This is a genomic window from Serratia sp. PAMC26656 (assembly GCF_016469055.2).
Classification (GTDB): domain Bacteria; phylum Pseudomonadota; class Gammaproteobacteria; order Enterobacterales; family Enterobacteriaceae; genus Serratia; species Serratia plymuthica.
The window spans coordinates 4073633-4098442 of record NZ_CP150486.1 but is presented as its reverse complement, the minus strand read 5'-3'; the positions used below and the strand labels follow the sequence as shown (position 1 = coordinate 4098442).

The following is a 24810-nucleotide window of genomic DNA, read 5'->3' as shown; positions in this document are numbered from 1 at the left end:
GACGAATATCATGAAACCTGTGACAGACAGCCACCCGGCCCTTTGGCGGCGCTTGATGTGGATGATGGCTATTTGGGCTGCAAGCGTGCTGGCCCTCGGCGTAGTGGCATCGGTATTTAAACTGCTGATGCTCGCAGCCGGCATGAAGTCTCACTGAAAAAGTAAGCAGCCAGGCTATGGGCTTAATAGATAGCCTGGCTTTGCTTTTCGGTCAGCCTCGGGGCAATCAACAGCAACGCCATTGTTTTCCGCTCTGACACTTAATTCATAAGTGCCTGATGATTTCTTGTTACTGCTCATTTGGGAGGTATTGCAGATGTCGACATTTACCGATCCCTGGGAACGTAAGTTTTATTATTTGCGGCTCTCCATTACGGATGTGTGTAACTTCCGTTGCAGCTACTGTTTGCCTGATGGGTATCGTCCCACTGGGGGCAACAACAAAAGCTTTCTTACGTTGGATGAAATTCGGCGGGTTACGCGGGCTTTTGCCGCCTGCGGCACGGAAAAGGTCCGTCTGACCGGCGGCGAACCGTCACTGCGCAGAGATTTCGTCGAGATCATTGATACCGTCAGACAAAACCCGGAAATCAGCAATATTGCCATGACCACCAATGGCTACCGCATGGCGCGTGATGTGGCGCGTTGGCGGGCCGCTGGGCTGACGTCCATTAACGTCAGTGTGGACAGCCTGGACGCCAACCAGTTTCACGCCATAACCGGCCAGGACAAGTTCAGGCAAGTTATGGACGGAATTGACGCCGCCTTTACCGCGGGGTTTGACAAGGTCAAGGTCAATACCGTTTTGATGCGCGGGATCAATCATCATAGCCTGCAGACGTTCCTTGACTGGATTAAGCACCGCCCGATTCAGCTGCGTTTTATCGAACTGATGGAAACGGGGGAAGGACGAGATCTGTTCCGCCAGCATCATATTTCGGGAGAGGTGATCCGCGAACGCCTGGTCGCCATGGGGTGGCAGCGCCGGGAACGAGAGCGCAGCGCAGGACCGGCTCAGGTGTTTTTCCACCCGGATTATCAGGGGGAAATCGGCCTGATAATGCCGTACGAAAAAAATTTCTGCGCCAGCTGTAACCGGCTGCGGGTCTCCGCAACGGGTAAGTTGCACCTGTGCCTGTTTGGTGACGGCGGTGTCGCCTTGCGTGACCTGTTGCAGTCCGACGGCAGCCAGCAAGCATTGCAAGAGCGTATTGCGCACAGTTTATTGCAGAAAAAACAAACGCATTTCCTGCATCAGGGGAATACCGGCATCACGCAAAACCTGTCGTTTATCGGGGGGTAAATTTTACTGGAGAAAGACCATGGCCAGCACGGGGGAATCATGATTGACGTTTTATTCTTTGCTCAGGTACGTGAGCTGATCGGTTGCAACCATCTGCAACTCCCTGCCGACTACGCCACGGTGGCGACGTTACGCCAGGCGCTGTTGCTAAAAGGCGACCGTTGGGCACTGGCACTGGAGGGTGATAAACTTTTGGCTGCGGTAAACCAAACGCTGGTGCCTTTCGATCACCCCTTGAATGCCGGTGATGAAGTGGCCTTTTATCCGCCGGTCACCGGGGGCTGAGATGCAAAACAAAATTATCGTCGACACCGAGAGTTTTGATATCGCACGGGAACATCAATGGTTATCAGCCTCAGAGACCGAGGGCGCCGTGGTCACTTTCGTCGGCAAAGTACGAAATAATAATCTGGGCTGCGATGTCAATTCCCTGACGTTGGAACATTATCCCGGCATGACCGAAAAGTTGTTGGCGCAGATTGTTGATGAAGCCCGCCGCCGTTGGCCACTGGGGCGGGTGGTCGTGTTTCATCGTATCGGCGAGATGCGGGCAGGCGATGGTATCGTTTTGGTCGGCGTCAGCAGCGCTCATAGAGGCGACGCCTTTCTTGCCGCAGAATTTATTATGGATTATTTGAAAACCAAAGCGCCATTCTGGAAAAAGGAATCAACGCCGCAGGGCGAACTATGGGTTGCCGCAAGGGATAAAGATTGCGCGGCAGTTGAACGTTGGTAGTTATCTGAACATTTGATTCCCATCAGGCTTCGGCACGGTGTACACCGTGCCGAAGAGCGGCGTCAGATCAGATTGAAATAACGGTCGGGTTTGAGCAGGGCAGGCAGAGGTTTTTGATTGTTCATTTCCATCAGATTACGTTCGATGGTATTGCAGATGGCATTCAATGGCAGATCATTGGCGCTGGTACCAAAGGGGTCTTCCAGCTCTTCGGCCAGTGAGTCCCAGGATAAAAAGGTATAGGAAATAAACACGGAAACGAACGGCGTCATGTAATGCAAATCAGAAACCAGCGCAAACGGCAGCAAGGAACAGAATAAATATACGGTGCGTTGCAGGATCAGCGTGTAGGCGAAAGGCACCGGCGTGTTGGCTATTCTTTCGCAACCGCCGAGAACATGTGCGAGTTCATCCAGTTTATTATCGAGCATTTTATAGGTGACGTCGCTTAATTTACCCGCCAGACGCAATTTGCCAATCTCATCGCCCAATAATAACAAGACTCTGTTAGTGGGCATTGGGCTGGCGATGATCTCCGAGAAAGCCTCTCTCGGTAAAATGCGATATAAGTCAGCGGTGGGATCGGTGTTTCTTAATTGGTGCTTCAAACTCCAGCTAAACGCAATAAGATATTTTGCTATTTCTTCATGATGTTTTTTATCTTCCGGAAGCAGGTTTTTTAATTGTCTCAATAATGTGCGCTCCGCTATCAGCAGGGTTCCCCATAACATTCGCGCTTCAACAAAGCGGCTGTAGCTGGCGCTGTTGCGAAAACCCAGAAAAATAGCGATGGCAATCCCCAACAGGCTGAAGGGGGCAATGGTGAGATGTATGCCAAGTTGTTCATACCATTGGTAAATGATGATGGCGACAATAGACATGAGGATATTTAAAAACAGGCGGAAGGTGATTTTTGACAACACCGAACCGTGCCAGTCAAACAGGCGGAGAAACCAGTGCTGGTTTGGGCGAATAATCATGGGTTTACTACTCCCTGGTAGCTTACTCTTGGCTGTGATTGTTTTAGTGATGAATAATTATCATGGCCGATAATATGTAACAATGTATGAGATTTTTCGTTGGCAAGTGAATGCTTACTGTATGACATAGAGCAATGATGTTCAGACTCTCTGAGCCGGTGCTTAAATTATCTGATTTATTTATTCAATAATCAATACGTCTAAAAAATAATTAATATTGTGATGCTAAGATAAATAAGAGTTATTGAATGACTTGCCGTTTGCACGCCCCCGTTTTCGTTTAATGGCCGAGGCGCGGAAGCCAAATGAGAATAAAGAGTATGGTCTGCCAACGGAATGCCCTGCGCGTTGCCGGGATGTGCGGATTGCGATTCGTCTCGGTTTAAGGATACGCTTGTCCTGGGCTCTGGTATTCTTATGGAGCATGTTGTGAGTTGGATGTTCTCCGGAGCGGAAAATCCACTCCGTTGGGTGTTGAAGCGCAGCGGGCTCGTTCAGGTACTTTGCGTGTTGGCGTGCCCAAACCTGTACCCCATTCATTTCATAAAAAGACCAACCCCAGGAACCGCAATGCCTGCCAGTCAAACCTCTAGGAGCACTCTCTGATGCTGGAGATGTTATTACAGTGGTACCGTCGTCGCTTCACCGATCCGCAGGCTATCGCCCTGCTGGTGATTCTGGTCGCCGGGTTCCTCATTCTCTATTTTCTGCATGGTATCTTGACGCCGCTGCTGGTGGCCATCGTACTGGCGTATCTGCTGGAGTGGCCGACCGCGCGGCTGCAGCGTATCGGCTGTTCGCGCAACTGGGCGGCGAGCCTGGTGATGATCATGTTCGCCGGCATCGCGATGCTGCTGGTGTTTGTGGTGGCGCCGACCGCCTGGCAGCAGGGTATCAACCTGATGACCGATCTGCCGGGGATGCTCAATCAGTTCTATAACTTTGCGGCGACGCTGCCGAAGCGTTATCCGGCGCTGGTTGATGCCGGCATCATCGATATGATGGCGGAGAACCTGCGCGGGCGGTTGTCGGGCATGGGGGAGTCGGTGGTGAAATTCTCGCTGGCTTCACTGGTCGGGCTGCTGACGTTGGCGATTTACCTGATTCTGGTGCCGATGATGATGTTCTTCCTGCTGAAGGACAAAGAGCAAATGCTCAACGCGGTGCGCCGCGTGCTGCCGCGCAATCGCGGGCTGGCAGGGCAGGTGTGGATCGAAATGAACCAGCAGATCACCAACTATATCCGCGGCAAAGTGCTCGAGATGGTGATCGTCGGCGTGGCGACCTACCTGGTGTTCGCTATTTTGGATATGCGCTATTCGCTGCTGCTGGCGGTGCTGGTTGGCTTCTCCGTGCTGATCCCTTATATCGGCGCGGTGTTGGTGACCATTCCTGTGGTGGTGGTGGCGATGTTCCAATGGGGCGTCGGCGCCGATTTCTGGACGCTGATCGTCGCCTATCTGGTGGTGCAGGCGCTGGACGGCAACCTGTTGGTGCCCATTTTGTTCTCCGAGGCGGTCAATCTGCATCCGCTGGTGATTATCCTGTCGGTGATCATTTTTGGCGGGCTGTGGGGCTTTTGGGGCGTGTTCTTTGCTATCCCGCTGGCCACGCTGGTGAAGGCGGTGATACACGCCTGGCCGGACGAGCTGCGGGTGGACACGGAACAGGAATAAGCGCGAATGACGAAGCGCAGCAGGCCTGGGCCGCTGCGCTTCGTGAGAATTATTGCTGCAGGTAACTCAGAACGATGTCGTGATGATTGGTGGTTTTGAAATCATCAAACACTTTCTCGACTTTACCCTTGGTATCAATCAGGAAGCTGATACGGTGAATGCCGTCATAGGTTTTCCCCATAAAGGTTTTTTCACCCCAAACGCCGAACTGCTGTGCCACCTGATGATCCTCATCAGATAACAGCGTGAAATTTAACAACTCTTTCTCGGCAAAACGCGACAGCTTCTCTGGTTTATCCGTGCTGATGCCCAGCACTTCGACACCCGCTTTTTTCAAGTCATCCATGTTATCCCGCAGACCGCAGGCCTGAACGGTACAACCCGGCGTCATCGCCTTCGGATAAAAATAAACAAGCACTCGCTGTCCCTGGAAGTCGGCCAAATTAATTTCCTCACCGTCCTGGTCAGGCAAACTAAATTTCGGCGCTGTGTCACCGGCTTTCAATGGGCTCATCACTACTCTCCATCTTTCTCATCATGCTGTGGATAGTTAACAACGCTAATACTGCCTTGTGCGTTCAATTCTGTACATAGGTGATGGAAGGCTTGCTCAATATTTGATGCATCCGCGTTGCCGGGGCTGTGCGCGGTGATCTGAATGTAAAGCTGCGGCGGCAGGTGACCTTCCGCCGGTTGGGTTCTGGACACCAGCTCGGCAATGTTCATCTGGCTGGAGTCGAACAGATCGGTGAAGCGCTCAATGATGTGCGGCGAGTCTTTCACCTCAACCTGCACCCACACTGTGGCCGGCATCGGCGGCCTTTCATGCGAAGTGGTGCGTTTCATCACAATCAGCAGCTCCATCTCCGCGCCTTTTTGCGGCAGAGTGGATTCAATCAGGGTAATCGCGTTCCAACTGCCGGAAAGCAGCATGATGAAAGTGAACTCCTCACCCAGCATGGCCAGACGGCTATCTTCGATATTGCACCCGCAGCTGCTGACGTGGCGAGTGATGGCGTTAACGATTCCGGGGCGGTCGGCGCCGAGCGCGGTAATCACGAGATAGTGTTCATCTGGCTTAGGCAAAATGGATCTTCCTGTCGTGCTCAATGGGGTTACCATGGTAAACATAAAAAAAACCGCCTGCCAAGCGCTTACAACGCTGTTGTTTGCTTGCTTTTGGATAGGTAGCAAAAGTACCATGAGTGACTTGTTTGTGGAGGGGACGGCCAATGTTTACGGGAAGTATTGTTGCACTGGTTACGCCGATGGACGACAAAGGTGCTGTCGATCGTGCGAGCCTAAAAAAACTGATTGATTATCATGTAGCCAGTGGGACCGCGGCCATTGTTTCCGTAGGGACGACCGGCGAGTCCGCAACGCTTGCCCATGACGAGCACGTTGAAGTGGTATTACAGACGCTGGAACTGGCCGCAGGCCGCATTCCGGTGATCGCCGGTACGGGCTCCAACGCCACCGCTGAAGCCATTTCGCTGACCAAAAGCTTCGAAAATACCGGCGTAGTGGGTTGCCTGACGGTAACGCCTTACTACAATAAGCCGACCCAGGAAGGGCTGTACCAGCACTTCAAGGCGATTGCCGAAAGCACCGAGCTGCCGCAGATCCTCTATAACGTGCCTTCACGCACCGGTTGTGACATGCTGCCACCGGTGATTGCGCGTTTAGCAAAAATTAAGAATATTGTTGCCGTTAAAGAGGCAACAGGGAACTTAAGCCGTGTAAGTCAGATCCAAGTGCTGGTTGATGATGAAGATTTCATTTTGCTGAGCGGCGATGACGCCAGCGGTCTGGATTTCATGCAACTGGGCGGCAAAGGGGTGATTTCCGTGACGGCCAACGTGGCGGCGCGTGAAATGGCGCAGCTTTGCACGCTGGCAGCACAGGGCAACTTTGCTGAAGCACGCCGCCTAAATCAGCGCTTGATGCCGTTGCATCAGGATTTGTTTGTAGAAGCAAACCCAATTCCGGTGAAATGGGCCTGTAAGGCATTGGGATTGATGGCAACCGATACGATGCGTCTGCCTATGACGCCGTTGACTGACGCTGCTCGTCCGATCGTTGAGCGTGCGTTGAAAAGCGCCGGTTTGCTGTAACTCTAAGGGAAATTTGATGGTTTATTCATTGCAAAAGTCGACGGTAGCAAAAGTCGTGGGTATTTCGCTGGTTATGATGCTGGCCGCCTGTACCACCGATCAACGTTACAAACGCCAGGTCAGCGGCGATGAGTCTTATCTCAACGCGTCGGAGCTCAAACCGTTGAACGCGCCGGCCGGTATGATCCTGCCGGTGCAGAGCGGGAATTATGATGTTCCGGCAACCACGCTGAAAGGCGGCGTTGGCAAGCAACTGGATATTCGTCCGCCGGTGCAGCCGTTGGCGTTGCTGAGCGGTTCACGCGCGCAATATGCCGGCGACAGCGGTACGCTGCTGCTGGAAAACAGCCCGCAAAACCAGAACCTGTGGTCACGCGTCGTCAGCATGTTGCAGACGAAAAATATCGCGATTGCCTCACGTCAGGACGCCGGTCAGACCCTGACCACCGACTGGGTGAAATGGAACCGTCTGGATGAAGACAACCAGTACGAAGGACGTTACCAGATCAGCGTGCAGCAGCAGGGTTACCAGCAGGCGCTGGTGGTGAAAACCGTCGGTTTGCAGCAGCAGGGCAAAACAGAGCAGATTACCGATCCTTCTGAAGTGCAGCGCTACAACGGCATGATGATGAACACTATCGTTGAAGGTCTGGACAAGCAGGACAACCTGGTGAGCAGCCAAACCGCTAACCGCTTCGGCGCGCTGGACGTGCAGAGCGGCGCGGATGACACCGGCTTGCCGATGTTGGTCGTGCGCGGTCCGTATACCGTAGTGTGGGATCGCCTGCCTGCGGCGTTGGAAAAACTGGGGATGAAAGTGGGTGACCGCAGCCGTCCGCAGGGCACCGTCGCCGTGACTTACAAATCCCTGAGCGGTGGCGACTGGGATGCGTTGGGCGCCAAGGATCCTGAACTGACCGAAGGCGATTACAAACTGCAGGTGGGTGATTTGAACAACCGTACCAGCCTGCAATTTATCGATCCGAAAGGGAAGCCGTTGACCCAGTCGCAAAACGACGGGTTGGTTGCGGCATTCCAGGCTGCGTTCAGTAAAACCAGCGTTAAATAACTCAAAAAGGGGCTGCGGCCCCTTTTTGTTTTATCTGCACGGTATCGTTTGCGTTCCAGGTTTGGCACAATATGCCCATGTGTGTTGTTAAAGAATTCGTTGTATAAATTTTATACCCAATAGATTTCAAGCGACAGCCAGGCGGCAAGTGCGTGAATCTTCAGGAGCTTACTTGAGTAATTGACTGGAGTGAGGGCACGCAGCCAACAATGCTGTCGTTTGAAAGATGAAGGGTATTCTTTTATTGGAGTAATAAGATGCAAAAAATAGCTGAGTTGTATCGCGGAAAGGCAAAAACCGTCTACACCACCGAAAACCCCGATCTGCTGGTGTTAGAGTTCCGCAACGATACGTCAGCACTGGATGGTCAGCGCATCGAGCAGTTTGATCGCAAAGGCATGGTGAACAACAAGTTCAACCATTTCATCATGAGCAAACTGGAAGAAGCCGGCATTCCGACGCAAATGGAACGCCTGCTGTCCGACAACGAAGTGCTGGTGAAAAAGCTGGATATGGTGCCGGTCGAATGCGTAATCCGCAACCGCGCAGCCGGTTCGCTGGTGAAGCGTTTGGGCATTGAAGAAGGCCTGGTGCTGAACCCGCCGCTGTTTGACCTGTTCCTGAAAAACGATGCGATGCACGATCCGATGGTCAACGAATCCTACTGCGAAACTTTCGGCTGGGTGAACAAAGAGCATCTGGCGCGCATGCGTGAGCTGAGCTACAAAGCGAACGACGTGCTGAGCAAGCTGTTTGATGACGCAGGCCTGATCCTGGTCGACTTCAAGCTGGAGTTCGGTCTGTTCAACGGCGAAGTGGTGCTGGGCGACGAGTTCTCACCGGACGGCAGCCGCCTGTGGGACAAAAACACCCTGGACAAGATGGACAAAGACCGTTTCCGTCAGAGCCTGGGTGGCCTGATTGAAGCCTACGAAGAAGTTGCGCGCCGCATTGGCGTGAAACTGGACTAAGCGCTCTGCCGCAATACGGGGCTATCCTGCCGGAACGCCCCGTCATTTATTCATTTTCCCTTCTGCCTGCATTTCCAGAAAAATTCTACATTTCCCGCATCGTTAACCATTTATAATGGCAATCAGTGGGCTAGTTTCCTACGATTATTAAAAACCTAATCTGGAGTTTACTTATGCGTTGGCAAGGGCGTCGGGAAAGTGACAATGTTGAGGATCGTCGCGGGCAGTCTTCAGGTCTGGGTGGCGGTGGAGGCTTTCGCGCGCCAATCGGCGGCAAAGGCGGCATCGTCATTCTGGTGGTGGTGCTGGTGGCCGGCTATTACGGCATCGATCTCTCACCGCTGTTGAACGGCGGTGACGTTGGCCCGCAAACTCAGCAACAGAGCGCCAGCATCAGTCCAAAAGACGATGAGTTGGCCAAGTTTACCTCGGTAGTGCTGGCTTCTACCGAAGATAACTGGAAAGAAGTTTTCCAGCGTATGGGCAAAACCTATCAACCGCCCAAACTGGTGATGTATCGCGGCGTGACGCGCACCAACTGCGGCACCGGCCAGTCGGCGATGGGGCCATTCTATTGCCCGGGCGATAAAACGGTGTATATCGATCTGTCGTTCTACCAGGATATGAAAACCAAACTGGGCGCCGGCGGTGACTTTGCGCAGGCCTATGTGGTGGCGCACGAAGTTGGCCACCATGTGCAGAACCTGCTGGGCATTGAGCCTAAAGTGCGTCAGATGCAACAGGGCGCCAGCCAGGTTGAAGTGAACCGCCTGTCGGTAAAAATGGAACTGCAAGCAGACTGCTTTGCCGGCGTTTGGGGCAAATATGCCGAGAAGCAGCAGATGCTGGAAGAGGGGGATTTGCAGGCGGCATTGAACGCCGCGCAGGCGATCGGCGACGACCGTTTACAGCAGCAGGGCCAGGGGCGCGTAGTGCCGGACAGCTTCACCCACGGCACCTCGCAACAGCGTTACACCTGGTTTAAACAGGGCTTCGACAGCGGCGATCCGAACACCTGCAACACCTTCGCATCCCGTTGATATACCCTGCCGGAGCCTGACTCCGGCATTTTTTTAGGTGGGAACATAGCCTTGCTACAGGCAATGCAACAACTCATGCGGCAGCAGGGCATCAGGCGCCTGCTGGTGCTCAGCGGCGAACCGCAATGGTGCCGCCAACAGGCGCAACAGCTGGCTGCAAGCCTGCCGGGCGACTGGCCGTGGGTGGGAGAAAACCCGCCCACCGGCTTGCAACCTCTGGCGAGCGGCGCGGTGCGAACCCTGTTGGGCCAAGAGCGGCTGCATGCGGTGTTTGACGCGACAATGGGCCTGGATGTTGAAGCCCTGGCGGCGCTGGCGGGCACGCTGCGCGCCGGCAGTTGGCTGTTGTTGCTGACGCCGCCCTGGCGTCAATGGCATCAGCAACCGGATGCCGACAGCCTGCGCTGGAGCGATTGTCCACAGCCTATCACCACCCCGCATTTTATCCGTCATCTGCAACGCCATCTGGCGGCGGACAGTGAAGTCACGCTCTGGCGACAGGATGAGGCGCTGGCGTTGGCGGCATTACCGGAGCGCCCGCCCTGGCAAGCACCCGATGGCCACCCCACCGCCGAACAACAAAGGCTACTGGAGCAACTGCTGAATGCCTCGGCGGGCGTTTGGGTGCTGACCGCGGCACGTGGTCGCGGCAAGTCAACGCTGGCGGGCATGCTGGTGGCGAATACGCCGCTCACCTGCTGGATGACCGGGCCGAGCCGTGCCGCCACCGACGTCGCCGGCGAATGGGCACAGGGGCGCGCGCAGTTCTGGGCGCCGGACGCGCTGCTCGCCCATTGCCGCGAGCATGACGTCAGCAACGTGGGCTGGCTGCTGGTGGACGAGGCTGCGGCTATTCCTGGCCCGCTGTTGCAGCGGTTGGTCAGTTATTTCCCCCGTGTATTGCTGACTACCACGGTACAGGGCTATGAAGGCACCGGCCGGGGATTTTTGCTGAAATTTTGTGCCGGGCTACCTACGTTCCGGCCGTTAGCTTTACAGCACCCCATGCGCTGGGCACCGGGCGATGCGCTGGAACGGGTGATAGATAATGCTCTGTTGTTCAATGAACAACCGGAATGGCGAGCGACCGTGCAGGCCGCCAGTGTCAGTCTGGTCGAACAGAGCGCGCTGTGCGCCGATCCTCAACGATTGACGCGCTTTTACGCTCTGCTGAGCAGCGCCCATTACCGCACCTCGCCGTTCGATCTACGGCGGCTGATGGATGCGCCCGGCATGCACTTTGGCGTGGCGCAGGTGGGAGACGACGTGGTTGGCGCGTTGTGGCTGGTGGATGAAGGGGGCCTGAGCGCCGAACTGGCGCATGAGGTCTGGGCGGGCCGACGGCGGCCGCGCGGCAACCTGGTGGCTCAGTCGCTGGCGGCGCATGGCGGCCAGTGGTGGGCGCCGACGTTGCGGTCGCGCCGCATCACCCGCATTGCGGTGCTGCCCGCTCTGCGCCAACAGGGCATTGCCCGCAGTCTGATCGCGCAGCAGAGTCAACGGGCGCAGGGGCTGGATTTCCTTTCGGTCAGTTTTGGCTACACCGAACCGCTGTGGCGTTTTTGGCAATCCTGCGGTTTTGAACTGGTGCGTATCGGCAGCAAGACGGAGGCCAGCAGCGGCTGCTATGCCGCCATGGCCATCCTGGCGTTGAGCGAGCAGGGGGAAGCGCTGCGGCATGCGGCACATAAGCACCTGGCGCGCGATTGGCGCTGGTTGCAGCAACGGGTTGATCTGCAACTGGAGATCACCGGCGATGACGGCGATACGCAACTGAGTGAGGATGACTGGCGTGAACTGGCCGGTTTTTCCTTCGCCCACCGGCCGCTGGAGGCCAGCCTGGGTGCGCTGCAACGTTTACTGTTAGCGAGCGGCCTGCCGCTGCCCGCGCTGCGTGGGCATCTGCAACAGCAAAGAACGACGGCAGACTGCGTGACGCAGTTTGGCCTCAGCGGCCAAAAAGCCTTGCTGCGGTATTGGCGGCTGGAGGCGGCGCAGGCGCTCGAACAGTTGGAGGCGCAGCACTGCCTGCGCTGGCGCAACTGGGCGCAGTCGCAATCATTGCAATAAATCGACAATGTTGTTCAATAAAACCCGATTTTCCTGATTTCTCAGCGGCGTATAGTAGACGCCAACGGCCCGGAACCTCCGGGCGACATCTGATGAAGACGAGGAGTCACCATGAAACATGAGCATTTCGTTGTCCAAAGCCCGGCAACACCGGCGGTACAGCTGATCTTGCTGTTTCACGGTGTCGGCGATAACCCGGTGGCAATGGGCGAGATCGGCAGCTACTTCGCCAAAGATTTCCCGCAGGCGCAGGTCGTCAGCATTGGCGGCCCGGTAGCTTTCGATAACGGCAACGGCCGCCAGTGGTTTTCGGTTCAGGGCGTGACTGAAGAGAACCGCGCCGAGCGGATTGCACAGGTGATGCCGCAGTTCGTCGAAACCGTGCGCTACTGGCAACAGCAGAGCGGCGTCGGTTACGCCGGTACCGCGTTGGTCGGTTTTTCTCAGGGATCGATCATGGCGCTGGAAGCCCTGAAAGCGGAGGCTAAACTGGCCGGCCGCGTGGTGGCCTTCAGCGGGCGCTTTGCCAGCCTGCCGGATCAAGCCTTCGGCGAAAGCGTCGTGCATTTGATCCACGGCGAAGAGGATGCGGTGATCGTCGTGCAGCACGCTAAAGCGGCGGCGGAACGGTTGCAGGCCATCGGCGTGGATTTCACGCTGGACGTGGAGCAGGGCGTCGGGCACGGCATCAATCAAGGCATGATGAATAATGCCCTCGAGCGGCTGCACTACTACATCCCGCAGCGCTACTGGGATGAAGCGTTGTTTGGCAAGCGTGGCGATTTGATCGCCTTTCGTTAATATTCCCCTGACGGGCGTGGCTATGCTGCGCCCGCTGTCATTGCGGCATCACCGTAACCTGAACGTCCAACTGGTGAGCGCCCCCGCCAAAAATAATGCCGTGCATCGGGCTGACATCGCCGAAATCGCGGCCCCAGGCCACGGTAATGTGCTGGGTATCGGCCAACACATTGTTGGTCGGATCGATATCTACCCAGCCATAGGGCGGACAATAAACCGACACCCAGGCGTGAGAGGCATCCGCGCCAATCATTCGCTCCTCCCCCGGCGGCGGCTGCGTGAGGATATAGCCGCTGACATAGCGTGCCGCCAACCCCAGCGAACGCAGGCAGGCAATCTGCAGGTGAGCAAAGTCCTGACAAACGCCTTTCTTCTCCCGCAACAGAGTTTCTACCGGCGTGGCGATGGTGGTGGCCGTCGGATCAAAGGTAAAGTCGTTGAAAATGCGCCCGGTAAAATCCAGCAACGCCGACAGCAGAGGCCGTTCCGGGGTAAAGCTCGGCAGGGCGTAGTGGCTCAGTGCGTTATCGATGGGAATAAAAGTGGAAGGAAACAGGTATTGAATGGGATCCAATACTTCGGTTCCCCCGTTGGCCAACTGTTGGCGTACCCGCTCCCAGGACAGGCTGTTTTCCGCCACCCACTGTGCGGCGTGCGGCAAGACCAGCACTTGCGAATCCACCCGCACGGTCAGTTGGGTATGCGGCGTTCGCAGGGCGAATTGCACCAGGTGGTTGCCATAAAAATCGTCCAGTTCAAACCATTCATCGGGCTGCGGATCTACCTGGATCCGCGAAGCGTGGCACTGTTGCCAGACCAGATTGCGCGGCGACAGCCGCAGCAACTGGCGAGAATGCGGCACCGGCAGGCTGTATTGGTATTCGGTCACGTGACTGACGCTATAGCGGCTTCCGTCGGTGGGCGTGAGAGATTGGCCGGCAGTTTGAGTTTGGCTCTGGCTCATTCGTCGTTTCCCGTGCTGTAGTGGGGGCCATGGTTGAAGAAGCGCAGGCCAATCTGATCGGACAGCCGGTCCAGCGCCAGTTGCAACTGCGACACCGATTCTGACAAGGGGTGTGGGCCGCCGGCAAACCCGGCGTTACCCAGGCCGGCAATTTTCTCCGGCAGATCGAAAATGGCCTGATCGGTAAAAGGCCCGAACTGGTCGGTCAGTTTTTTCAAGTACTCCACCAGCCCCTTCAGCAGGAACATCACCGAGCGCGGATTCTCCTGGCTGGTCAACAACAGCGGCAGGGCGGTGACCAGCTCCGGCCGTTGCGGATAACTGGCGCGGTAGGTGATGGTGCTGTCGCACAACTCCAGCCACCATTCAAGCCCGGCGTTGCGTACTTCGTCATCGTCCAGCACCAGCGTCAGCATATGCGTCACCTGCTGCAGGCGTTCCAGCCGACGGCCAATACTGAGGAAGCGCCAGCCCACGTCACGCGTCATGCCGTCCAGCGCAAAACCGGAGAGCGCCATCATATGCCCGATCGCCTGATCGAGAAACGCCAGCGCCTCCGCCAGGTTCCAGCGCTGGGCCTGATGGCGCTGTTCCAGATCCTTGGCCAGCCGGTTGAGGATATGCCAGTTGTCCAGCGAAAGCCGCTCACGCAACTGAAAACCGATACGCAGCAGTTGCTGCAACGTGCCGGCAAACCCCTGTGGAATTTCCGGGTTGAACAGCGCTTCCAGCAGCAGGGTGTTCAACTGTTGCGGCGCCAGTTCTTCCAGCGGAGAGGCTTCGTCGTTCGGCAGCAGACCGTAGTGGAGGCAAAGCTCTATCACGGCTTTATGCTGCTGTTCGCTGCCTTCGTCTTCGTCGAGCCGCAGGGTGAGGGTGGTACGCAGCAGGCGAGCGATGTTGTCGCAGCGTTCGGTATAGCGGCCCAGCCAGAACAAGTTTTCAATCACCCGCGTGGACAGCGTGTGGCCGGTCGGCGGCAACTCTTGCCTCAGCACGCCGGGCCGCGGCGGTGGCGCGGAAGGCGGTGCCAGCACCCAGGTATCCTTGCTGCCGCCGCCCTGCTGCATGGTCACGATCTGGCGGCTGTTGGGGCCGGAGATGCGGGTCAGGCCGCCGGGCATCACCCGGTAGCCGTCCGGGGTGGCGACGGCGAATACCCGCAAGCAGGTGGCATGGTTTTGCAACTGGTAGGGCGGGCGCGGGGACAGACCCGGCGCCTGCGACAGGCCGATCAACTCTTGGGCGACATAGTTGTAAGGGCGCGCGCGGATGCGTTCCTTTAGCTGAGCCAGCTCGGTGGCGCTCAGATCGCCGGCGATGCAGGTCCTGATGCGCAACTGCGGGAAAGCGCCTTTGACAATCAGGTTAGGCAGGTTTTCCAGCACCGTTTCCCTTGCGGTGCTTTCCCCACACCACCAGGAAGCGACCGAAGGCAACAGCAGCGGTTGCCCGAGGATCTGTTGGCTGAGGTTTGGCAGAAAGCCGTACAGCGCGCCGGTTTCAATCAGGCTGGAACCGAGCGCATTGGCGATCAGCACCTGGCCTTCTCGCGCCGCCTGGATTAGCCCTGGAATACCCAGCGAAGAGTCGGGGCGCGCCTCCAGCGGATCGCAGAAGTCATCATCCTGCCGCCGTAAAATCACATGCACACGCTGCAGGCCATCCAGGGTTTTCAGCCAGACGCGCCCCTGGGACACCATCAGATCCTGGCCTTCTACCAGCGGGAATCCCAGATGCCGCGCCAGATAGGCATGCTCGAAATAGGTTTCATTGTAAGGGCCGGGGGTCAACACCACGATGTGCGGGGCTTCGCCATCACCGGCGGCGAACGGCGCCCAGTGGCGCAGGCTCTGTTGCAGCGTGCGGAAAAAGGTATTCAGCCGCTGCACTTTCAGGTCCCGGAACTGTTCCGGGAAGGCGCGGGAGATCACCGTGCGATTTTCCAGCGCGTAGCCGGCGCCGGAAGGGGCCTGGGCGCGATCGGCCAGCGCCCACCAGCGGCCATCGGCGGAACGGGCCAGATCGACGGCGTACAGATGCAGGTAAACGTTGCCCGGGCAGCGAATGCCGTGCGCCGGGCGCAAAAAGCCGGCATGCCCATGCACCAGCGCAGGCGGCAGCAGGCCGTCGCGCAGCAGGGTCTGCTCGCCGTACACGTCGGCCAGAATACGGTTCATCAGTTCTGCACGCTGGACAATGCCGGATTCTATCTGCTGCCATTCGTCGTGGGGAATAATCTGCGGCAACAGGTCCAGTTCCCAGGGGCGTTTAACCCCTTGCGGATCGGCGTAGACGTTATAGGTGACGCCGTTTTCGAAAATTTGGCGCGCCACGTGGTTGAGGCGGCTTTGCAGCTGTTCGTCCGGATAGGCGGCCAGCTCGGCGGCAAAACGCTGCCAGTGCGGGCGAAAGGTTGCCTCGCCGGCAAACAGCTCGTCATAGTGCGCTTGCGAGTGGCGATAGCGGATAAATAGTGATTGCGGCATAGGCATTGCGTTCCCGTTTTCCATGAGGCCTGGCGACGGCAGCTCCCTTGCGGCGCAGGCCGGCACCTTCCTGGTACCGACTTGCGCCCTTCCTGTATCGAACGTTTATTTCCAGCGCAAATCGAGCGTGAACGGGAAGTTCGGATTGCGCGTCTGGGGTTCGATGGTTAACTTTCCAGGCGTATGACCCATCTGCAAGAAACGCGCCAGCCTGCGGCCCTCCGCCTCATAGGCATTGATCGGGTGGGTATCGTGGCTGCGTCCGCCCGGATGGGCGACGTGGTATTGGCAGCCGCCCAGCGAACGTTGCATCCAGGTATCCACCAGTTCCACGGTCAGCGGCGCGTGTACGCCAATGGTGGGATGCAGGCTGGCTGCGGGTTGCCATGCCCGGTAGCGAACGGCGCCGACCGCCTCGCCGACGTTGCCGGTGGGTTGCAGCGGCACCGGGCGGCCGTTGACGGTCACCTGGTGGCGATCGTCATTAAACCCGGTGACTCTGATCTGCAGACGCTCGACGGATGAGTCAACATAGCGCACGGTTCCACCGCTTGCACCTTCTTCGCCCATCACATGCCAGGGTTCCAGTGCATGATCGATTTGCACCTGGACGCCGTCGGCGGAGAATTCGCCATGCTGCGGGAAGCGGAAGGCGAAGTGTGCGTCGAACCAGGTGGCTTCAAACGGGTAGCCAAATTCACGCAGTTCGGCGAGTACGTCGTTAAAGTCCTGGCGCACAAAGTGCGGCAGCATGAAGCGATCGTGCAGTTCGGTGCCCCAACGGCGCAGCCGCTCCGGTTGATAAGGCTGCTGCCAGAAACGGGCCAGCAACGCCCGCAGCAATAGCTGTTGGGTGAGCGACATCCGGGCATGCGGCGGCATTTCAAAAGCACGCAGTTCCAGCAGCCCAAGGCGGCCGCTGGGGCCATCCGGCGAATAGAGCTTGTCGATGCAGAACTCCGCCCGGTGGGTATTGCCGCTGGAGTCGATCAACAGGTTGCGCAGCAGACGGTCGATAAGCCAGGGTTGCGCTTCCTCGCCCGCCTCCGGGAAGCGGCTAAAGGCAATTTCCATTTCATAAACCGAGTCGTTACGCGCCTCGTCAATGCGAGGTGCCTGGCTGGTCGGGCCGATAAACAAGCCGGAGAACAGATAGGAAAGCGACGGGTGGTTATGCCAATAACCGATCAGGCTGCGCAGCACGTCCGGGCGGCGCAGGAACGGGCTTTCCGCCGGGGTGGCGCCGCCCATCACCATATGGTTGCCGCCACCGGTGCCGGTATGGCGGCCATCGATCATGAACTTTTCGGTAGTCAGGCGCGACTGGCGTGCGGCGTCGTACAGGAAGGTGGTCTGCTCCACCAGTTCGCCCCAACTGGCCGCCGGCTGAATGTTGACTTCGATGACGCCGGGATCGGGGGTGATGCGAAAACAGGTCAGACGCGGGTCAGAAGGCGGTTCGTAACCTTCCAGTACCACCGGAATGCCCATTGAGAGCGAGGTGGCCTCAATGGCTTCCACCACCTGCAGGTAATCTTCCAGCGTGCGCGTCGGCGGCATGAACAGATAAAGAATACCGTTGCGCGGCTCGGCGCACAGCGCAGTACGGGCAATCCAGTCCGCTGACTGTTTTTGCTCCGGGCGCTGGGTTACCGGCTGAAGCTGGGCATGGTCGGCTGCAGATGAATGCGGTTGCAGCAGTTGGCGGTAGGCCGGCAGCGTCGGGAAAGACTGATGCGGATCGGCGCTGTGAATGTAGGGATAGTCGCTTTTATGCACCCAGGGTTGGGAATCCAGCGGCAAACGGTAACCCAGCGGTGAATCCCCCGGCAGCAGGTAGCAGTGCTCGCTGCGCAGGAACCAGGAGCCGCTTTGCCACGGCTGGTTCTCTTCTCTGGCCAGTGGCAGAACCTGGCCGATGATAGCCCCCAGACCTTGTTCAAACACCTTGTGCAACCGCGCCCGCTCCAGCGGATCTTCCAGCCGGGAGTCAGACGGGTCGACATTGTCCGGCAGACGCCGTTCGCGCCACAGGTAGTAGAGCGGGTCTTCATAAGCCGGGAAGATATGTTGGCCGGAAACCTCCAGATACTGCGCGACGCGTTGCAGGAAATCCGCCGCCTGCCCGGTGGTGACCGCAGAAGGTTCGCGTTCATCGGCAAACATGGCCGGATCGGCCAGCGGCTCGCCGTCCCGACGCCAGAAGCAGTTGAGCGACCAGCGCGGCAGTTGCTCGCCGGGGTACCATTTGCCCTGACCAAAATGCACCAGCCCGGCGGGGGCGTAGCGCTCACGCATACGCTGGAACAGCTCGGCGGCACGCAGGCGCTTGGTTGGCCCCAGAGCGTCGGTATTCCATTCATCGCCGTCAGGATCGTCGACGGCGACGAACGTCGGCTCGCCGCCCATCGTCAGATGAACGCCGTTGGCCTGCAAATCGCGGTCAATCTGATAACCGAGCGCGTCGATGGCCTGCCATTGTTCCTCGCTGTAGGGTTTGGTCACGCGCGGCACTTCGTCCACGCGGGCGACGGCCATCAGGTGCTCAAATTCGCATTCGCACTCATCAATCGCGCCGCTGATGGGGGCGGCGCTGGAAGGTTCCGGCGTGCAAGCCAGCGGAATGTGCCCTTCACCGGCAAACAACCCGGAGGTGGGATCCAGGCCAATCCAACCGGCACCGGGCAGGTAAACCTCAGTCCAGGCGTGCAGATCGGTGAAGTCTTCCTCCGGCCCCGACGGGCCATCCAGCGATTTGACGTCCGGCGTCAGCTGAATCAGATAACCGGACACGAAGCGAGCGGCCAGCCCGAGGTTGCGCAGGATCTGCACCAACAGCCAGGCGGAATCGCGACACGAACCGCTGCGCAGGGTCAGCGTCTCTTCCGGCGTCTGCACGCCAGGCTCCATGCGGATGGTGTAACCGATGTGCTGCTGCAATTGCTGGTTGATCGCCACCAGGAATTCCGCGCTGCGCTGGGCTTCATCGGGGATGCTGCTCAGGTAGCTTTCCAGCTCGGGGGTCAGCGGCTGGCAGTGCAGATAGGGCGCCAGTTCGATTTTCTGCTCTTCCGAATAGCAAAACGGAATATGTTCCGCCTGCGGCTCCAGGAAGAAATCGAAGGGGTTAATCACTGACATTTCAACCCGCATATCCACTTCCACGCGGAAGTGGTCGGTTTTTTCCGGGAACACCAGCCTGGCCAGGTAGTTGCCGTTAGGATCCTGCTGCCAGTTGATAAAGTGATTTTCCGGGGTCACTTTCAGTGAATAAGCCAGAATAGAGGTGCGGCTGTGTGCGGCAGGGCGCAGGCGTATGACTTGGGGACCCAGGTTGATGCGTCGGTCGTAGCGGTATTCGGTAACGTGGTTTAGCGCAATATTAATAGCCATAAGCTCGAGCCTCAGAATAGGGGAATCTGAAATCGGGTCACATCAGTCTGCTGATGCCATGCTGTAGCCGTTACCGTGGAGGGTGGTGCTTTGGTTAACCCCCGTCTGTATTCAGACCGTTTTAACTGCTGGGAGTGTGATGACCATCACGTTAACCAATTAGGGTTAAATCTAGAGGCAATTTTTTGAGAAGTCGATTCTTTTTTCTGCGGGAAAGAGGCGAAAATGAAGCGCCGCCCTCGGGGGACGGCGCACACAGGCGGTTAAGGTTTTTTCTTCGGCCAGTTGTCGTCTTCGTCGTCCCACTGGGCGTTATTATCGCGGTGTGGCGGCAATTCCGGCTTATCGGCGAGGTAACGTTTTACGTCGACTCGACGCAGTTCTTTGATCCCGCTGATGATCATCCCGGCTAAAATCAGCAGGATAATCCACCAGTAGTCAGCTAACCATTGCATGTTTACTCCTTTCCTTCACTGCGTATAAAACGTGAAAATATCGCGGGCAGATGGCGTTCAAGCCATTCGGCACCGGCAACGTCCTTATTTTGCCAAGCGGCCAGCAGCAGCGCAGGCGTCAGCAGATGCTCGGCTTCCTGCGCCAGCGGCCGGTAGCTCAGATGCCAGGGTTCTACCGCCACACCGTCGCCGTCTTCGGTGAACGGGCGGTAAAAGCCAAATTCTGCCATATGTTCCGTCATCCACTGATTGAGCGGATAAAAGTAACCGCCTTCCTCATATTCCCACGGCTCCAGTTGCAGCTTTTGCCCTTCCGGTAACAAAGAAGGGTCGTACACGTCCAGATCGCTGCCCCAGTGATGGCGGCTGGCACCCGGCAGGGCGGACCAGCGCAGGATTGCTTCGCAGCGCTCGGCGGCGGACAGCGGCTCGATGTCGAGTGGTCGGCTGTCTTTATCTAATACTGGGCGCTCGCCGCAGAATTTGCCATTCCAGATCGCCAGTTGCCGATCGAAATCACGAAATGTGCTGGCGGGCTGCAGATCGAACCCGGCCGCCAACGCGGCCTGCTGCATGGCGAGGAACGCGGTCACCGCCGCGGGCTGCAGGCGATGGTTACCGCTCAACGGCGCCAGATGATCGGTCGAGATCCCGGTCAGCATGGTTGGCGTGATCATGCGACCAACTGCTCCATGATGCGCTGATACATGCGGCTCAGCAGTTGCAAATCGGCGGCGTGCACGCATTCATTGACCTTGTGGATGGTCGCGTTGACCGGCCCCAGCTCGACCACCTGCGCACCCATTTGGGCGATAAAGCGGCCGTCTGAGGTACCGCCAGTGGTCAGCAACTGCGGCGTCAGTTCAGAATAGTGTTCGACGGCATTAACCACCGCGTCCACCAGCGCACCGCGCGCGGTCAGGAACGGCTGGCCGGACAAACGCCATTCGATGCTGTAGTTCAGCTGATGCCGCTCCAGCAACTCTTCCACGCGCTGTTTTATCGTCGCGTCGGTTGACTCGGTGCTGAAGCGGAAGTTGAACTGGACGAACAGGTCGCCCGGGATCACGTTGTTGCTGCCGGTACCAGCCTGCACGTTGGCGATCTGCATGCTGGTCGGTGGGAAGAATTCATTGCCGCGATCCCATTCGGTCGCCACCAGCTCATTGAGCGCAGGCATGGCGCGGTGCACAGGGTTATCCGCCAGGTGCGGATAGGCGACGTGGCCTTGAATGCCGTGAATGTGCAGGTTAGCGGTGATCGAACCGCGGCGGCCGTTTTTCACCACGTCGCCGACGCGTTCGGTGCTGGACGGCTCGCCGACCAGGCAATAATCCAGGCGCTCGTTGCGCGCCATCAGCGCTTCCACCACTTTCACCGTGCCGTGAGTGGCACTGGCCTCTTCGTCGGAGGTGATCAGGAACGCCAGGCGGCCCTGATGATGCGGGTTGGCCGCCACAAAGCGCTCCGCCGCCACCACCATCGCCGCCAGCGAACCTTTCATGTCCGCCGCGCCGCGGCCATACAGCATGCCGTCGCGAATGGTGGGTTCAAACGGCGGGTTGTCCCAACGTTTTTCATCGCCGGTCGGCACCACGTCGGTGTGGCCGGCAAACGCCAGCGTTTGCCCTTCGCCGCGCCAGGCCCAGAAGTTCAGGGTGTCGCCGAAGTGCATCGGCTCAACGGTAAAACCAATCGCTTCCAGACGTTCAATCATCAGCGCCTGGCAGCCTTCATCGTGCGGGCTGAGGGACGGGCGTTTGATGAGCTGTTGAGCCAGTTCGATAACCGGGCAAATCATGCTGTTACCTCAGAAATAAATTGCTGGTAACCTTCGGCGCTGAAGCCGAGCAGGGCGTGCCCCTTGCCGTCGTCCAGCAGCGGGCGTTTGATGATTGCCGGCTGCGCCAGCATCAGCGCGATGGCCGCATCGGCATTGTCGCAGGCGTTGCGCTGCGCTTCATCCAGCTTGCGCCAGGTGGTGCCGCGGGTATTCAGCAGCGGTTCCCAGCCCAGACGTTCGACGAACCCGCGCAACTGCTGTTCATCCAGCCCGTCGGCGCGGTAGTCATGAAATTGATAAGTCACGCCTTGCTCTTCCAGCCAGCGGCGCGCTTTTTTGATGGTGTCACAATTTTTGATGCCGTACATGGTCAACGTCATGGAATAAGAACCTTCTCTGCAACCCAACACCGGCATGGCGCCAGTGGTAAACCGCCGTGGCGGTAAAATGAAAAACCAGCGCCCAGCATGCCGAAAAATGGCGGGGAGTTCCACCGTACAATGGTCCGAAAGCCAGGGAAAGGGCGAAAAAATTCAGGCCGCATTCAGTGTGGCAAATGTTTGCTAATCTGAATGCGGCAACCTGCCATCCTATCGGAGAGAGTAATGTGGAAAAATACCGTATCGAAACCACCGAGTACGCCGTCGATAAAATAGAAGCGCTGATCGCGGAAGGGCTGAATCAGTATAACGATGAGGTGACCGGCAGCAGCGATCGTCGCCCGCTGGCGGTGACGGTGAAAGACCCGAGCAGCGGTGAGGTGCTTGGCGGCATTACCGGGCGCTCTTCGCTGGGCTTGCTGTTTGTGGATTTGTTTTATCTGCCTGAATCAATGCGGGGGGCTGGCCTGGGCAGCGAACTGCTGCGCCGCTTCGAGCTGGAAGGGCGCCGCAGGGGGTGCGTTTCCGCAGTGCTGTACACTATCAGCTTCCAGGCACCGAGGTTTTATGAACTGAACGGTTGGACGCGCTTTGGCGAAGTGCCTTGCCTACCGGCAGGCACCAGCCGAATTTTTATGTCGAAGACCTTATGAGCTGACCCGCGGCAATCACTCCCTGGTCTGGCGTAATTTATACTCCAGGCTTTTTTTAACCATTGGCCATTCATGGTCGATGATCGAGAAAACCACCGTATCGCGATAGCTGCCATCCGCATTTTTCTGGTGGTTTCTCAGCACGCCGTCTTGCTTGGCGCCCAAACGCGCGATAGCCGTTCTCGATGCGTGATTGTGCCAGTGGGTGCGAAACTCAACGGCAATCACCGCCAGCGCTTCGAACGCATAACCGAGCAGCAGGCGTTTGCACTCGGTGTTGACGGCGGTTCTCTGATGGCTTTTGGCGTACCAGGTATAGCCAATTTCAACGCGGCGGTTGTGCCTATCGGCATTGCAAATGCGGGTGGTGCCGACAATCTTTTGCGTGTCGTTATGCACCACGACAAACGGCAGTGCCCGCCCGGCGGTCTGTTCGCTCAGGGCGAAACCGACATAATCATCGACGGTGTTTTCGTTGGGCGCCGAAGTAAACCAAAGTTCCCAGAGGCGCCCATCAGCGGCCGCCTCCACCAGCGCCGCCGCATGTTCTTTGCGCAGCGGGATCAGGCTGACGGTTTTGCTTTTCAGCTCGGTTTCGATAAGCCAGGATGAGTCAGACATTTGCCGCTATTTCCCCTTGCGTTCACTTTTCGCCGTTTTCACGCGACCAGTGTTTCATCTCTTCGCCAATAAAATAATTAACCAGGTCGCGATACATTTTTTCTATCACTTCTGGGCTTAGGCCCTGCTCATCGGCCCAGGCTCTTCTTTGTTGCAGCATGGCTTCGAAGCGCTCTTTGGCCCGCACCGCATCGGGGCTGGTTTTGAATTTGGCGGCGGCCTTCACGTAGGCAAAGCGCTGGGCGATCAGTTTAATGATGTGTTCGTCCAGCATGTCGATTTCCGCGCGGATATCGCCCATGCCCGCACAGTCTTGCGGAGAAAGTTTATTCTCAATAATCACTCTGGGTTTCCCTTTTTTTAGCGCACATAGCCATTTTGTTGCAGGCGATCCAACGCCGGGCCATCGGCATAGACCATGCCGGTAGTCAGCTCGCGGAAGTGGTACTTTTTATAGAATTCCAGTTTGTCGGGCACCGAATAGATAAACACTTTACCGAGCGGCGCCAAATCCTGCATCACCCGATCCATCAGCAGCCTGCCCAGACCGCGGCCCTGATAGTGGGGATGGATAGCCACGTCGGCCAGGTAAGCGACCGAGGTCATGTCGCTGATGGCGTGGGCGGTGGCCATCAGTTCGCCGTCGAGGTATCCCCAATAGCAAAACTGGCTGTGCTGATAAACGCGCTGCAGCTGATGCGGATCACGCTGGCCCAGCCCGGCGGCGGCCAACAACGCGGCCAATTGCGACCAGTCGATGCGGTAGCGGTTTGGGTCGGTCACCATCTCCATGCTTCTCTCCTAGCCGATGCGGTCCAGATCGGCGGCGTATTGACGGATAGCGCGCTGATAGCTGCTGATGTCGCGATACGAGGAGGTTTCCGCCAACAGAAGCAACAGATCGGCCACCGCCTGTTTGGTTTCCCCCAGGTTGTACAGCGTCATGGCGCGGAACAGGGTGAGCTCTTTGGCCTGCGGGAACTCGGCCAGCCCATTGTCGAAGGCGGCCAGCGATTGCTGATACAGCCCGAGTGCGCGATAGGTGCTGCCCAGACCAAGCCAGGCCTCCTGCCGCTGGGCCGCCGGCAGAATGCGAGCCAGTGCGGAGAGGTAGCAGGGGATCGCCTGCTGCTCAAAACCTTGTACGTCGTACAGGCAGGCCAATTGGTAGTGCAGCGCGGCCTCTTCCGGTTTTTGCAGCAACTGTTGCTGTGCCAGTTCGGTCGCTTCCTGATAGCGGCCCAGCTGTTTCAATTGTTCGATCGTCAGCGTAGGGGACATGTTATGGCCTCAGAAAAGTGGAGGATTTTCT

At 57.7% G+C, this 24810-nt stretch carries 26 protein-coding genes; 12 read left to right on the top strand and 14 right to left on the bottom strand.

Going from position 1 to position 24810, the window contains the following annotated elements; all coding sequences use genetic code 11:
• The first annotated feature begins 10 nt into the window (after positions 1–10).
• From JEM67_RS20320 to moaE, 4 genes are all read left to right on the top strand, one after another.
• Positions 11–157, top strand: a complete 147-nt coding sequence (locus tag JEM67_RS20320; protein ID WP_199634678.1) for a DUF2474 domain-containing protein — start codon at positions 11–13, stop codon at positions 155–157.
• Between the two features lie 159 nt (positions 158–316).
• The gene (moaA, locus tag JEM67_RS20315; RefSeq protein WP_199634677.1) at positions 317–1303 is read left to right on the top strand and encodes a GTP 3',8-cyclase MoaA; all 987 of its coding nucleotides are present in this window, start codon (positions 317–319) and stop codon (positions 1301–1303) included.
• A gap of 39 nt (positions 1304–1342) precedes the next feature.
• Positions 1343–1588, top strand: a complete 246-nt coding sequence (moaD, locus tag JEM67_RS20310) for a molybdopterin synthase sulfur carrier subunit (RefSeq protein ID WP_199634676.1) — start codon at positions 1343–1345, stop codon at positions 1586–1588.
• Position 1589: 1 nt separating this feature from the next.
• Positions 1590–2039: a molybdopterin synthase catalytic subunit MoaE gene (moaE, locus tag JEM67_RS20305; RefSeq protein WP_199634675.1), complete on the top strand. Its 450-nt coding sequence runs from the start codon at positions 1590–1592 to the stop codon at positions 2037–2039.
• A gap of 62 nt (positions 2040–2101) precedes the next feature.
• Here moaE and JEM67_RS20300 read toward each other — a convergent pair whose 3' ends face one another.
• On the bottom strand, positions 2102–3019 hold the full coding sequence (locus tag JEM67_RS20300) for a bestrophin family protein (RefSeq protein WP_013814061.1): 918 nt from the start codon (positions 3017–3019) through the stop codon (positions 2102–2104).
• 605 nt (positions 3020–3624) lie between these two features.
• On the opposite strand from JEM67_RS20300, the gene JEM67_RS20295 reads away from it, so the two are divergent.
• Entirely contained in the window at positions 3625–4695 is a 1071-nt protein-coding gene (locus JEM67_RS20295; protein WP_199634674.1) for an AI-2E family transporter, read from the top strand.
• Between the two features lie 49 nt (positions 4696–4744).
• On the opposite strand, the gene bcp is transcribed toward JEM67_RS20295, so the two are convergent.
• Together bcp and JEM67_RS20285 are read right to left on the bottom strand one after the other, a co-directional pair.
• Positions 4745–5209 carry a thioredoxin-dependent thiol peroxidase gene (bcp, locus tag JEM67_RS20290; RefSeq protein ID WP_006316879.1) on the bottom strand — a complete coding sequence of 155 codons (465 nt, stop codon included), beginning with the start codon at positions 5207–5209 and terminating at the stop codon, positions 4745–4747.
• A 2-nt stretch (positions 5210–5211) separates the two neighbouring features.
• On the bottom strand, positions 5212–5817 hold the full coding sequence (locus tag JEM67_RS20285; protein WP_199634699.1) for a glycine cleavage system transcriptional repressor: 606 nt from the start codon (positions 5815–5817) through the stop codon (positions 5212–5214).
• A 110-nt stretch (positions 5818–5927) separates the two neighbouring features.
• On the opposite strand from JEM67_RS20285, the gene dapA reads away from it, so the two are divergent.
• The 6 genes from dapA (at position 5928) to ypfH (ending at position 12760) form a co-directional block, all read left to right on the top strand.
• Positions 5928–6809, top strand: coding sequence for a 4-hydroxy-tetrahydrodipicolinate synthase (gene dapA / locus JEM67_RS20280; RefSeq protein WP_013814058.1), 882 nt, complete (start codon positions 5928–5930; stop codon positions 6807–6809).
• A gap of 16 nt (positions 6810–6825) precedes the next feature.
• Entirely contained in the window at positions 6826–7878 is a 1053-nt protein-coding gene (bamC, locus tag JEM67_RS20275; protein ID WP_199634673.1) for an outer membrane protein assembly factor BamC, read from the top strand.
• A gap of 257 nt (positions 7879–8135) precedes the next feature.
• Positions 8136–8849, top strand: a complete 714-nt coding sequence (gene purC, locus JEM67_RS20270; protein WP_004951825.1) for a phosphoribosylaminoimidazolesuccinocarboxamide synthase — start codon at positions 8136–8138, stop codon at positions 8847–8849.
• A 173-nt stretch (positions 8850–9022) separates the two neighbouring features.
• Positions 9023–9889 carry a KPN_02809 family neutral zinc metallopeptidase gene (gene ypfJ / locus JEM67_RS20265; protein ID WP_199634672.1) on the top strand — a complete coding sequence of 289 codons (867 nt, stop codon included), beginning with the start codon at positions 9023–9025 and terminating at the stop codon, positions 9887–9889.
• A 75-nt stretch (positions 9890–9964) separates the two neighbouring features.
• Positions 9965–11959, top strand: a complete 1995-nt coding sequence (locus JEM67_RS20260; protein ID WP_199634698.1) for a tRNA(Met) cytidine acetyltransferase TmcA — start codon at positions 9965–9967, stop codon at positions 11957–11959.
• A gap of 111 nt (positions 11960–12070) precedes the next feature.
• Positions 12071–12760, top strand: coding sequence for an esterase (gene ypfH / locus JEM67_RS20255; protein ID WP_199634671.1), 690 nt, complete (start codon positions 12071–12073; stop codon positions 12758–12760).
• A gap of 37 nt (positions 12761–12797) precedes the next feature.
• Here ypfH and JEM67_RS20250 read toward each other — a convergent pair whose 3' ends face one another.
• The 7 genes from JEM67_RS20250 to JEM67_RS20220 all read right to left on the bottom strand — a co-directional run bounded on the left by JEM67_RS20250 (position 12798) and on the right by JEM67_RS20220 (position 22224).
• A complete protein-coding gene (locus tag JEM67_RS20250) occupies positions 12798–13724 on the bottom strand; it encodes a transglutaminase family protein (protein ID WP_199634670.1) in 927 nt (308 codons plus the stop codon).
• A complete protein-coding gene (locus JEM67_RS20245; RefSeq protein WP_233527527.1) occupies positions 13721–16213 on the bottom strand; it encodes a circularly permuted type 2 ATP-grasp protein in 2493 nt (830 codons plus the stop codon). Before JEM67_RS20245 ends, JEM67_RS20250 begins: the two co-directional genes overlap by 4 nt.
• A 105-nt stretch (positions 16214–16318) precedes the next feature.
• Positions 16319–19606, bottom strand: coding sequence for a DUF2126 domain-containing protein (locus JEM67_RS20240; RefSeq protein ID WP_199634668.1), 3288 nt, complete (start codon positions 19604–19606; stop codon positions 16319–16321).
• Positions 19607–19869: 263 nt separating this feature from the next.
• Positions 19870–20061, bottom strand: a complete 192-nt coding sequence (locus JEM67_RS20235) for a YpfN family protein (RefSeq protein WP_004951808.1) — start codon at positions 20059–20061, stop codon at positions 19870–19872.
• Positions 20062–20063: 2 nt separating this feature from the next.
• Positions 20064–20738, bottom strand: coding sequence for a M15 family metallopeptidase (locus JEM67_RS20230; RefSeq protein ID WP_199634667.1), 675 nt, complete (start codon positions 20736–20738; stop codon positions 20064–20066).
• Positions 20735–21862, bottom strand: a complete 1128-nt coding sequence (dapE, locus tag JEM67_RS20225; protein ID WP_199634666.1) for a succinyl-diaminopimelate desuccinylase — start codon at positions 21860–21862, stop codon at positions 20735–20737. The genes JEM67_RS20230 and dapE overlap by 4 nt, the downstream gene beginning before the upstream one ends.
• Complete coding sequence (locus JEM67_RS20220) at positions 21859–22224, bottom strand: ArsC family reductase (RefSeq protein WP_013814048.1); 366 nt, start codon at positions 22222–22224, stop codon at positions 21859–21861. The genes dapE and JEM67_RS20220 overlap by 4 nt, the downstream gene beginning before the upstream one ends.
• A 227-nt stretch (positions 22225–22451) precedes the next feature.
• Here JEM67_RS20220 and JEM67_RS20215 point away from each other — a divergent pair, with 227 nt between their 5' ends.
• A complete protein-coding gene (locus JEM67_RS20215; RefSeq protein ID WP_013814047.1) occupies positions 22452–22877 on the top strand; it encodes a GNAT family N-acetyltransferase in 426 nt (141 codons plus the stop codon).
• A 15-nt stretch (positions 22878–22892) separates the two neighbouring features.
• Here the strand turns inward: JEM67_RS20215 and JEM67_RS20210 are convergent, their stop codons facing one another.
• From JEM67_RS20210 to JEM67_RS20195, 4 genes are read right to left on the bottom strand one after another with little or no spacing between them, the layout of a single operon-like run.
• Positions 22893–23498, bottom strand: coding sequence for a GNAT family N-acetyltransferase (locus tag JEM67_RS20210; protein ID WP_199634665.1), 606 nt, complete (start codon positions 23496–23498; stop codon positions 22893–22895).
• 22 nt (positions 23499–23520) lie between these two features.
• Positions 23521–23841: an isochorismate lyase gene (locus JEM67_RS20205; RefSeq protein WP_013814045.1), complete on the bottom strand. Its 321-nt coding sequence runs from the start codon at positions 23839–23841 to the stop codon at positions 23521–23523.
• Positions 23842–23858: 17 nt separating this feature from the next.
• Positions 23859–24290 carry a GNAT family N-acetyltransferase gene (locus tag JEM67_RS20200; RefSeq protein WP_199634664.1) on the bottom strand — a complete coding sequence of 144 codons (432 nt, stop codon included), beginning with the start codon at positions 24288–24290 and terminating at the stop codon, positions 23859–23861.
• 9 nt (positions 24291–24299) lie between these two features.
• The gene (locus tag JEM67_RS20195) at positions 24300–24779 is read right to left on the bottom strand and encodes a tetratricopeptide repeat protein (protein WP_199634663.1); all 480 of its coding nucleotides are present in this window, start codon (positions 24777–24779) and stop codon (positions 24300–24302) included.
• Between the last annotated feature and the right edge of the window lie 31 nt (positions 24780–24810).

Bases quoted from the DNA above. Each gene is read 5' to 3' on its own strand.
- JEM67_RS20295 (WP_199634674.1), top strand. From the start codon at position 3,625: ATGCTGGAGATGTTATTACAGTGGTACCGTCGTCGCTTCACCGATCCG.
- JEM67_RS20300 (WP_013814061.1), bottom strand. From the start codon at position 3,019: ATGATTATTCGCCCAAACCAGCACTGGTTTCTCCGCCTGTTTGACTGG.
- ypfJ (WP_199634672.1), top strand. From the start codon at position 9,023: ATGCGTTGGCAAGGGCGTCGGGAAAGTGACAATGTTGAGGATCGTCGC.
- JEM67_RS20210 (WP_199634665.1), bottom strand. From the start codon at position 23,498: ATGTCTGACTCATCCTGGCTTATCGAAACCGAGCTGAAAAGCAAAACC.
- JEM67_RS20285 (WP_199634699.1), bottom strand. From the start codon at position 5,817: ATGGTAACCCCATTGAGCACGACAGGAAGATCCATTTTGCCTAAGCCA.
- JEM67_RS20240 (WP_199634668.1), bottom strand. From the start codon at position 19,606: ATGGCTATTAATATTGCGCTAAACCACGTTACCGAATACCGCTACGAC.
- JEM67_RS20200 (WP_199634664.1), bottom strand. From the start codon at position 24,290: ATGGAGATGGTGACCGACCCAAACCGCTACCGCATCGACTGGTCGCAA.
- JEM67_RS20220 (WP_013814048.1), bottom strand. From the start codon at position 22,224: ATGACGTTGACCATGTACGGCATCAAAAATTGTGACACCATCAAAAAA.
- ypfH (WP_199634671.1), top strand. From the start codon at position 12,071: ATGAAACATGAGCATTTCGTTGTCCAAAGCCCGGCAACACCGGCGGTA.
- JEM67_RS20235 (WP_004951808.1), bottom strand. From the start codon at position 20,061: ATGCAATGGTTAGCTGACTACTGGTGGATTATCCTGCTGATTTTAGCC.
- dapA (WP_013814058.1), top strand. From the start codon at position 5,928: ATGTTTACGGGAAGTATTGTTGCACTGGTTACGCCGATGGACGACAAA.
- bcp (WP_006316879.1), bottom strand. From the start codon at position 5,209: ATGAGCCCATTGAAAGCCGGTGACACAGCGCCGAAATTTAGTTTGCCT.
- JEM67_RS20230 (WP_199634667.1), bottom strand. From the start codon at position 20,738: ATGATCACGCCAACCATGCTGACCGGGATCTCGACCGATCATCTGGCG.
- moaA (WP_199634677.1), top strand. From the start codon at position 317: ATGTCGACATTTACCGATCCCTGGGAACGTAAGTTTTATTATTTGCGG.
- JEM67_RS20195 (WP_199634663.1), bottom strand. From the start codon at position 24,779: ATGTCCCCTACGCTGACGATCGAACAATTGAAACAGCTGGGCCGCTAT.
- JEM67_RS20250 (WP_199634670.1), bottom strand. From the start codon at position 13,724: ATGAGCCAGAGCCAAACTCAAACTGCCGGCCAATCTCTCACGCCCACC.
- purC (WP_004951825.1), top strand. From the start codon at position 8,136: ATGCAAAAAATAGCTGAGTTGTATCGCGGAAAGGCAAAAACCGTCTAC.
- dapE (WP_199634666.1), bottom strand. From the start codon at position 21,862: ATGATTTGCCCGGTTATCGAACTGGCTCAACAGCTCATCAAACGCCCG.
- bamC (WP_199634673.1), top strand. From the start codon at position 6,826: ATGGTTTATTCATTGCAAAAGTCGACGGTAGCAAAAGTCGTGGGTATT.
- JEM67_RS20260 (WP_199634698.1), top strand. From the start codon at position 9,965: ATGCGGCAGCAGGGCATCAGGCGCCTGCTGGTGCTCAGCGGCGAACCG.
- JEM67_RS20320 (WP_199634678.1), top strand. From the start codon at position 11: ATGAAACCTGTGACAGACAGCCACCCGGCCCTTTGGCGGCGCTTGATG.
- JEM67_RS20245 (WP_233527527.1), bottom strand. From the start codon at position 16,213: ATGCCGCAATCACTATTTATCCGCTATCGCCACTCGCAAGCGCACTAT.
- moaD (WP_199634676.1), top strand. From the start codon at position 1,343: ATGATTGACGTTTTATTCTTTGCTCAGGTACGTGAGCTGATCGGTTGC.
- moaE (WP_199634675.1), top strand. From the start codon at position 1,590: ATGCAAAACAAAATTATCGTCGACACCGAGAGTTTTGATATCGCACGG.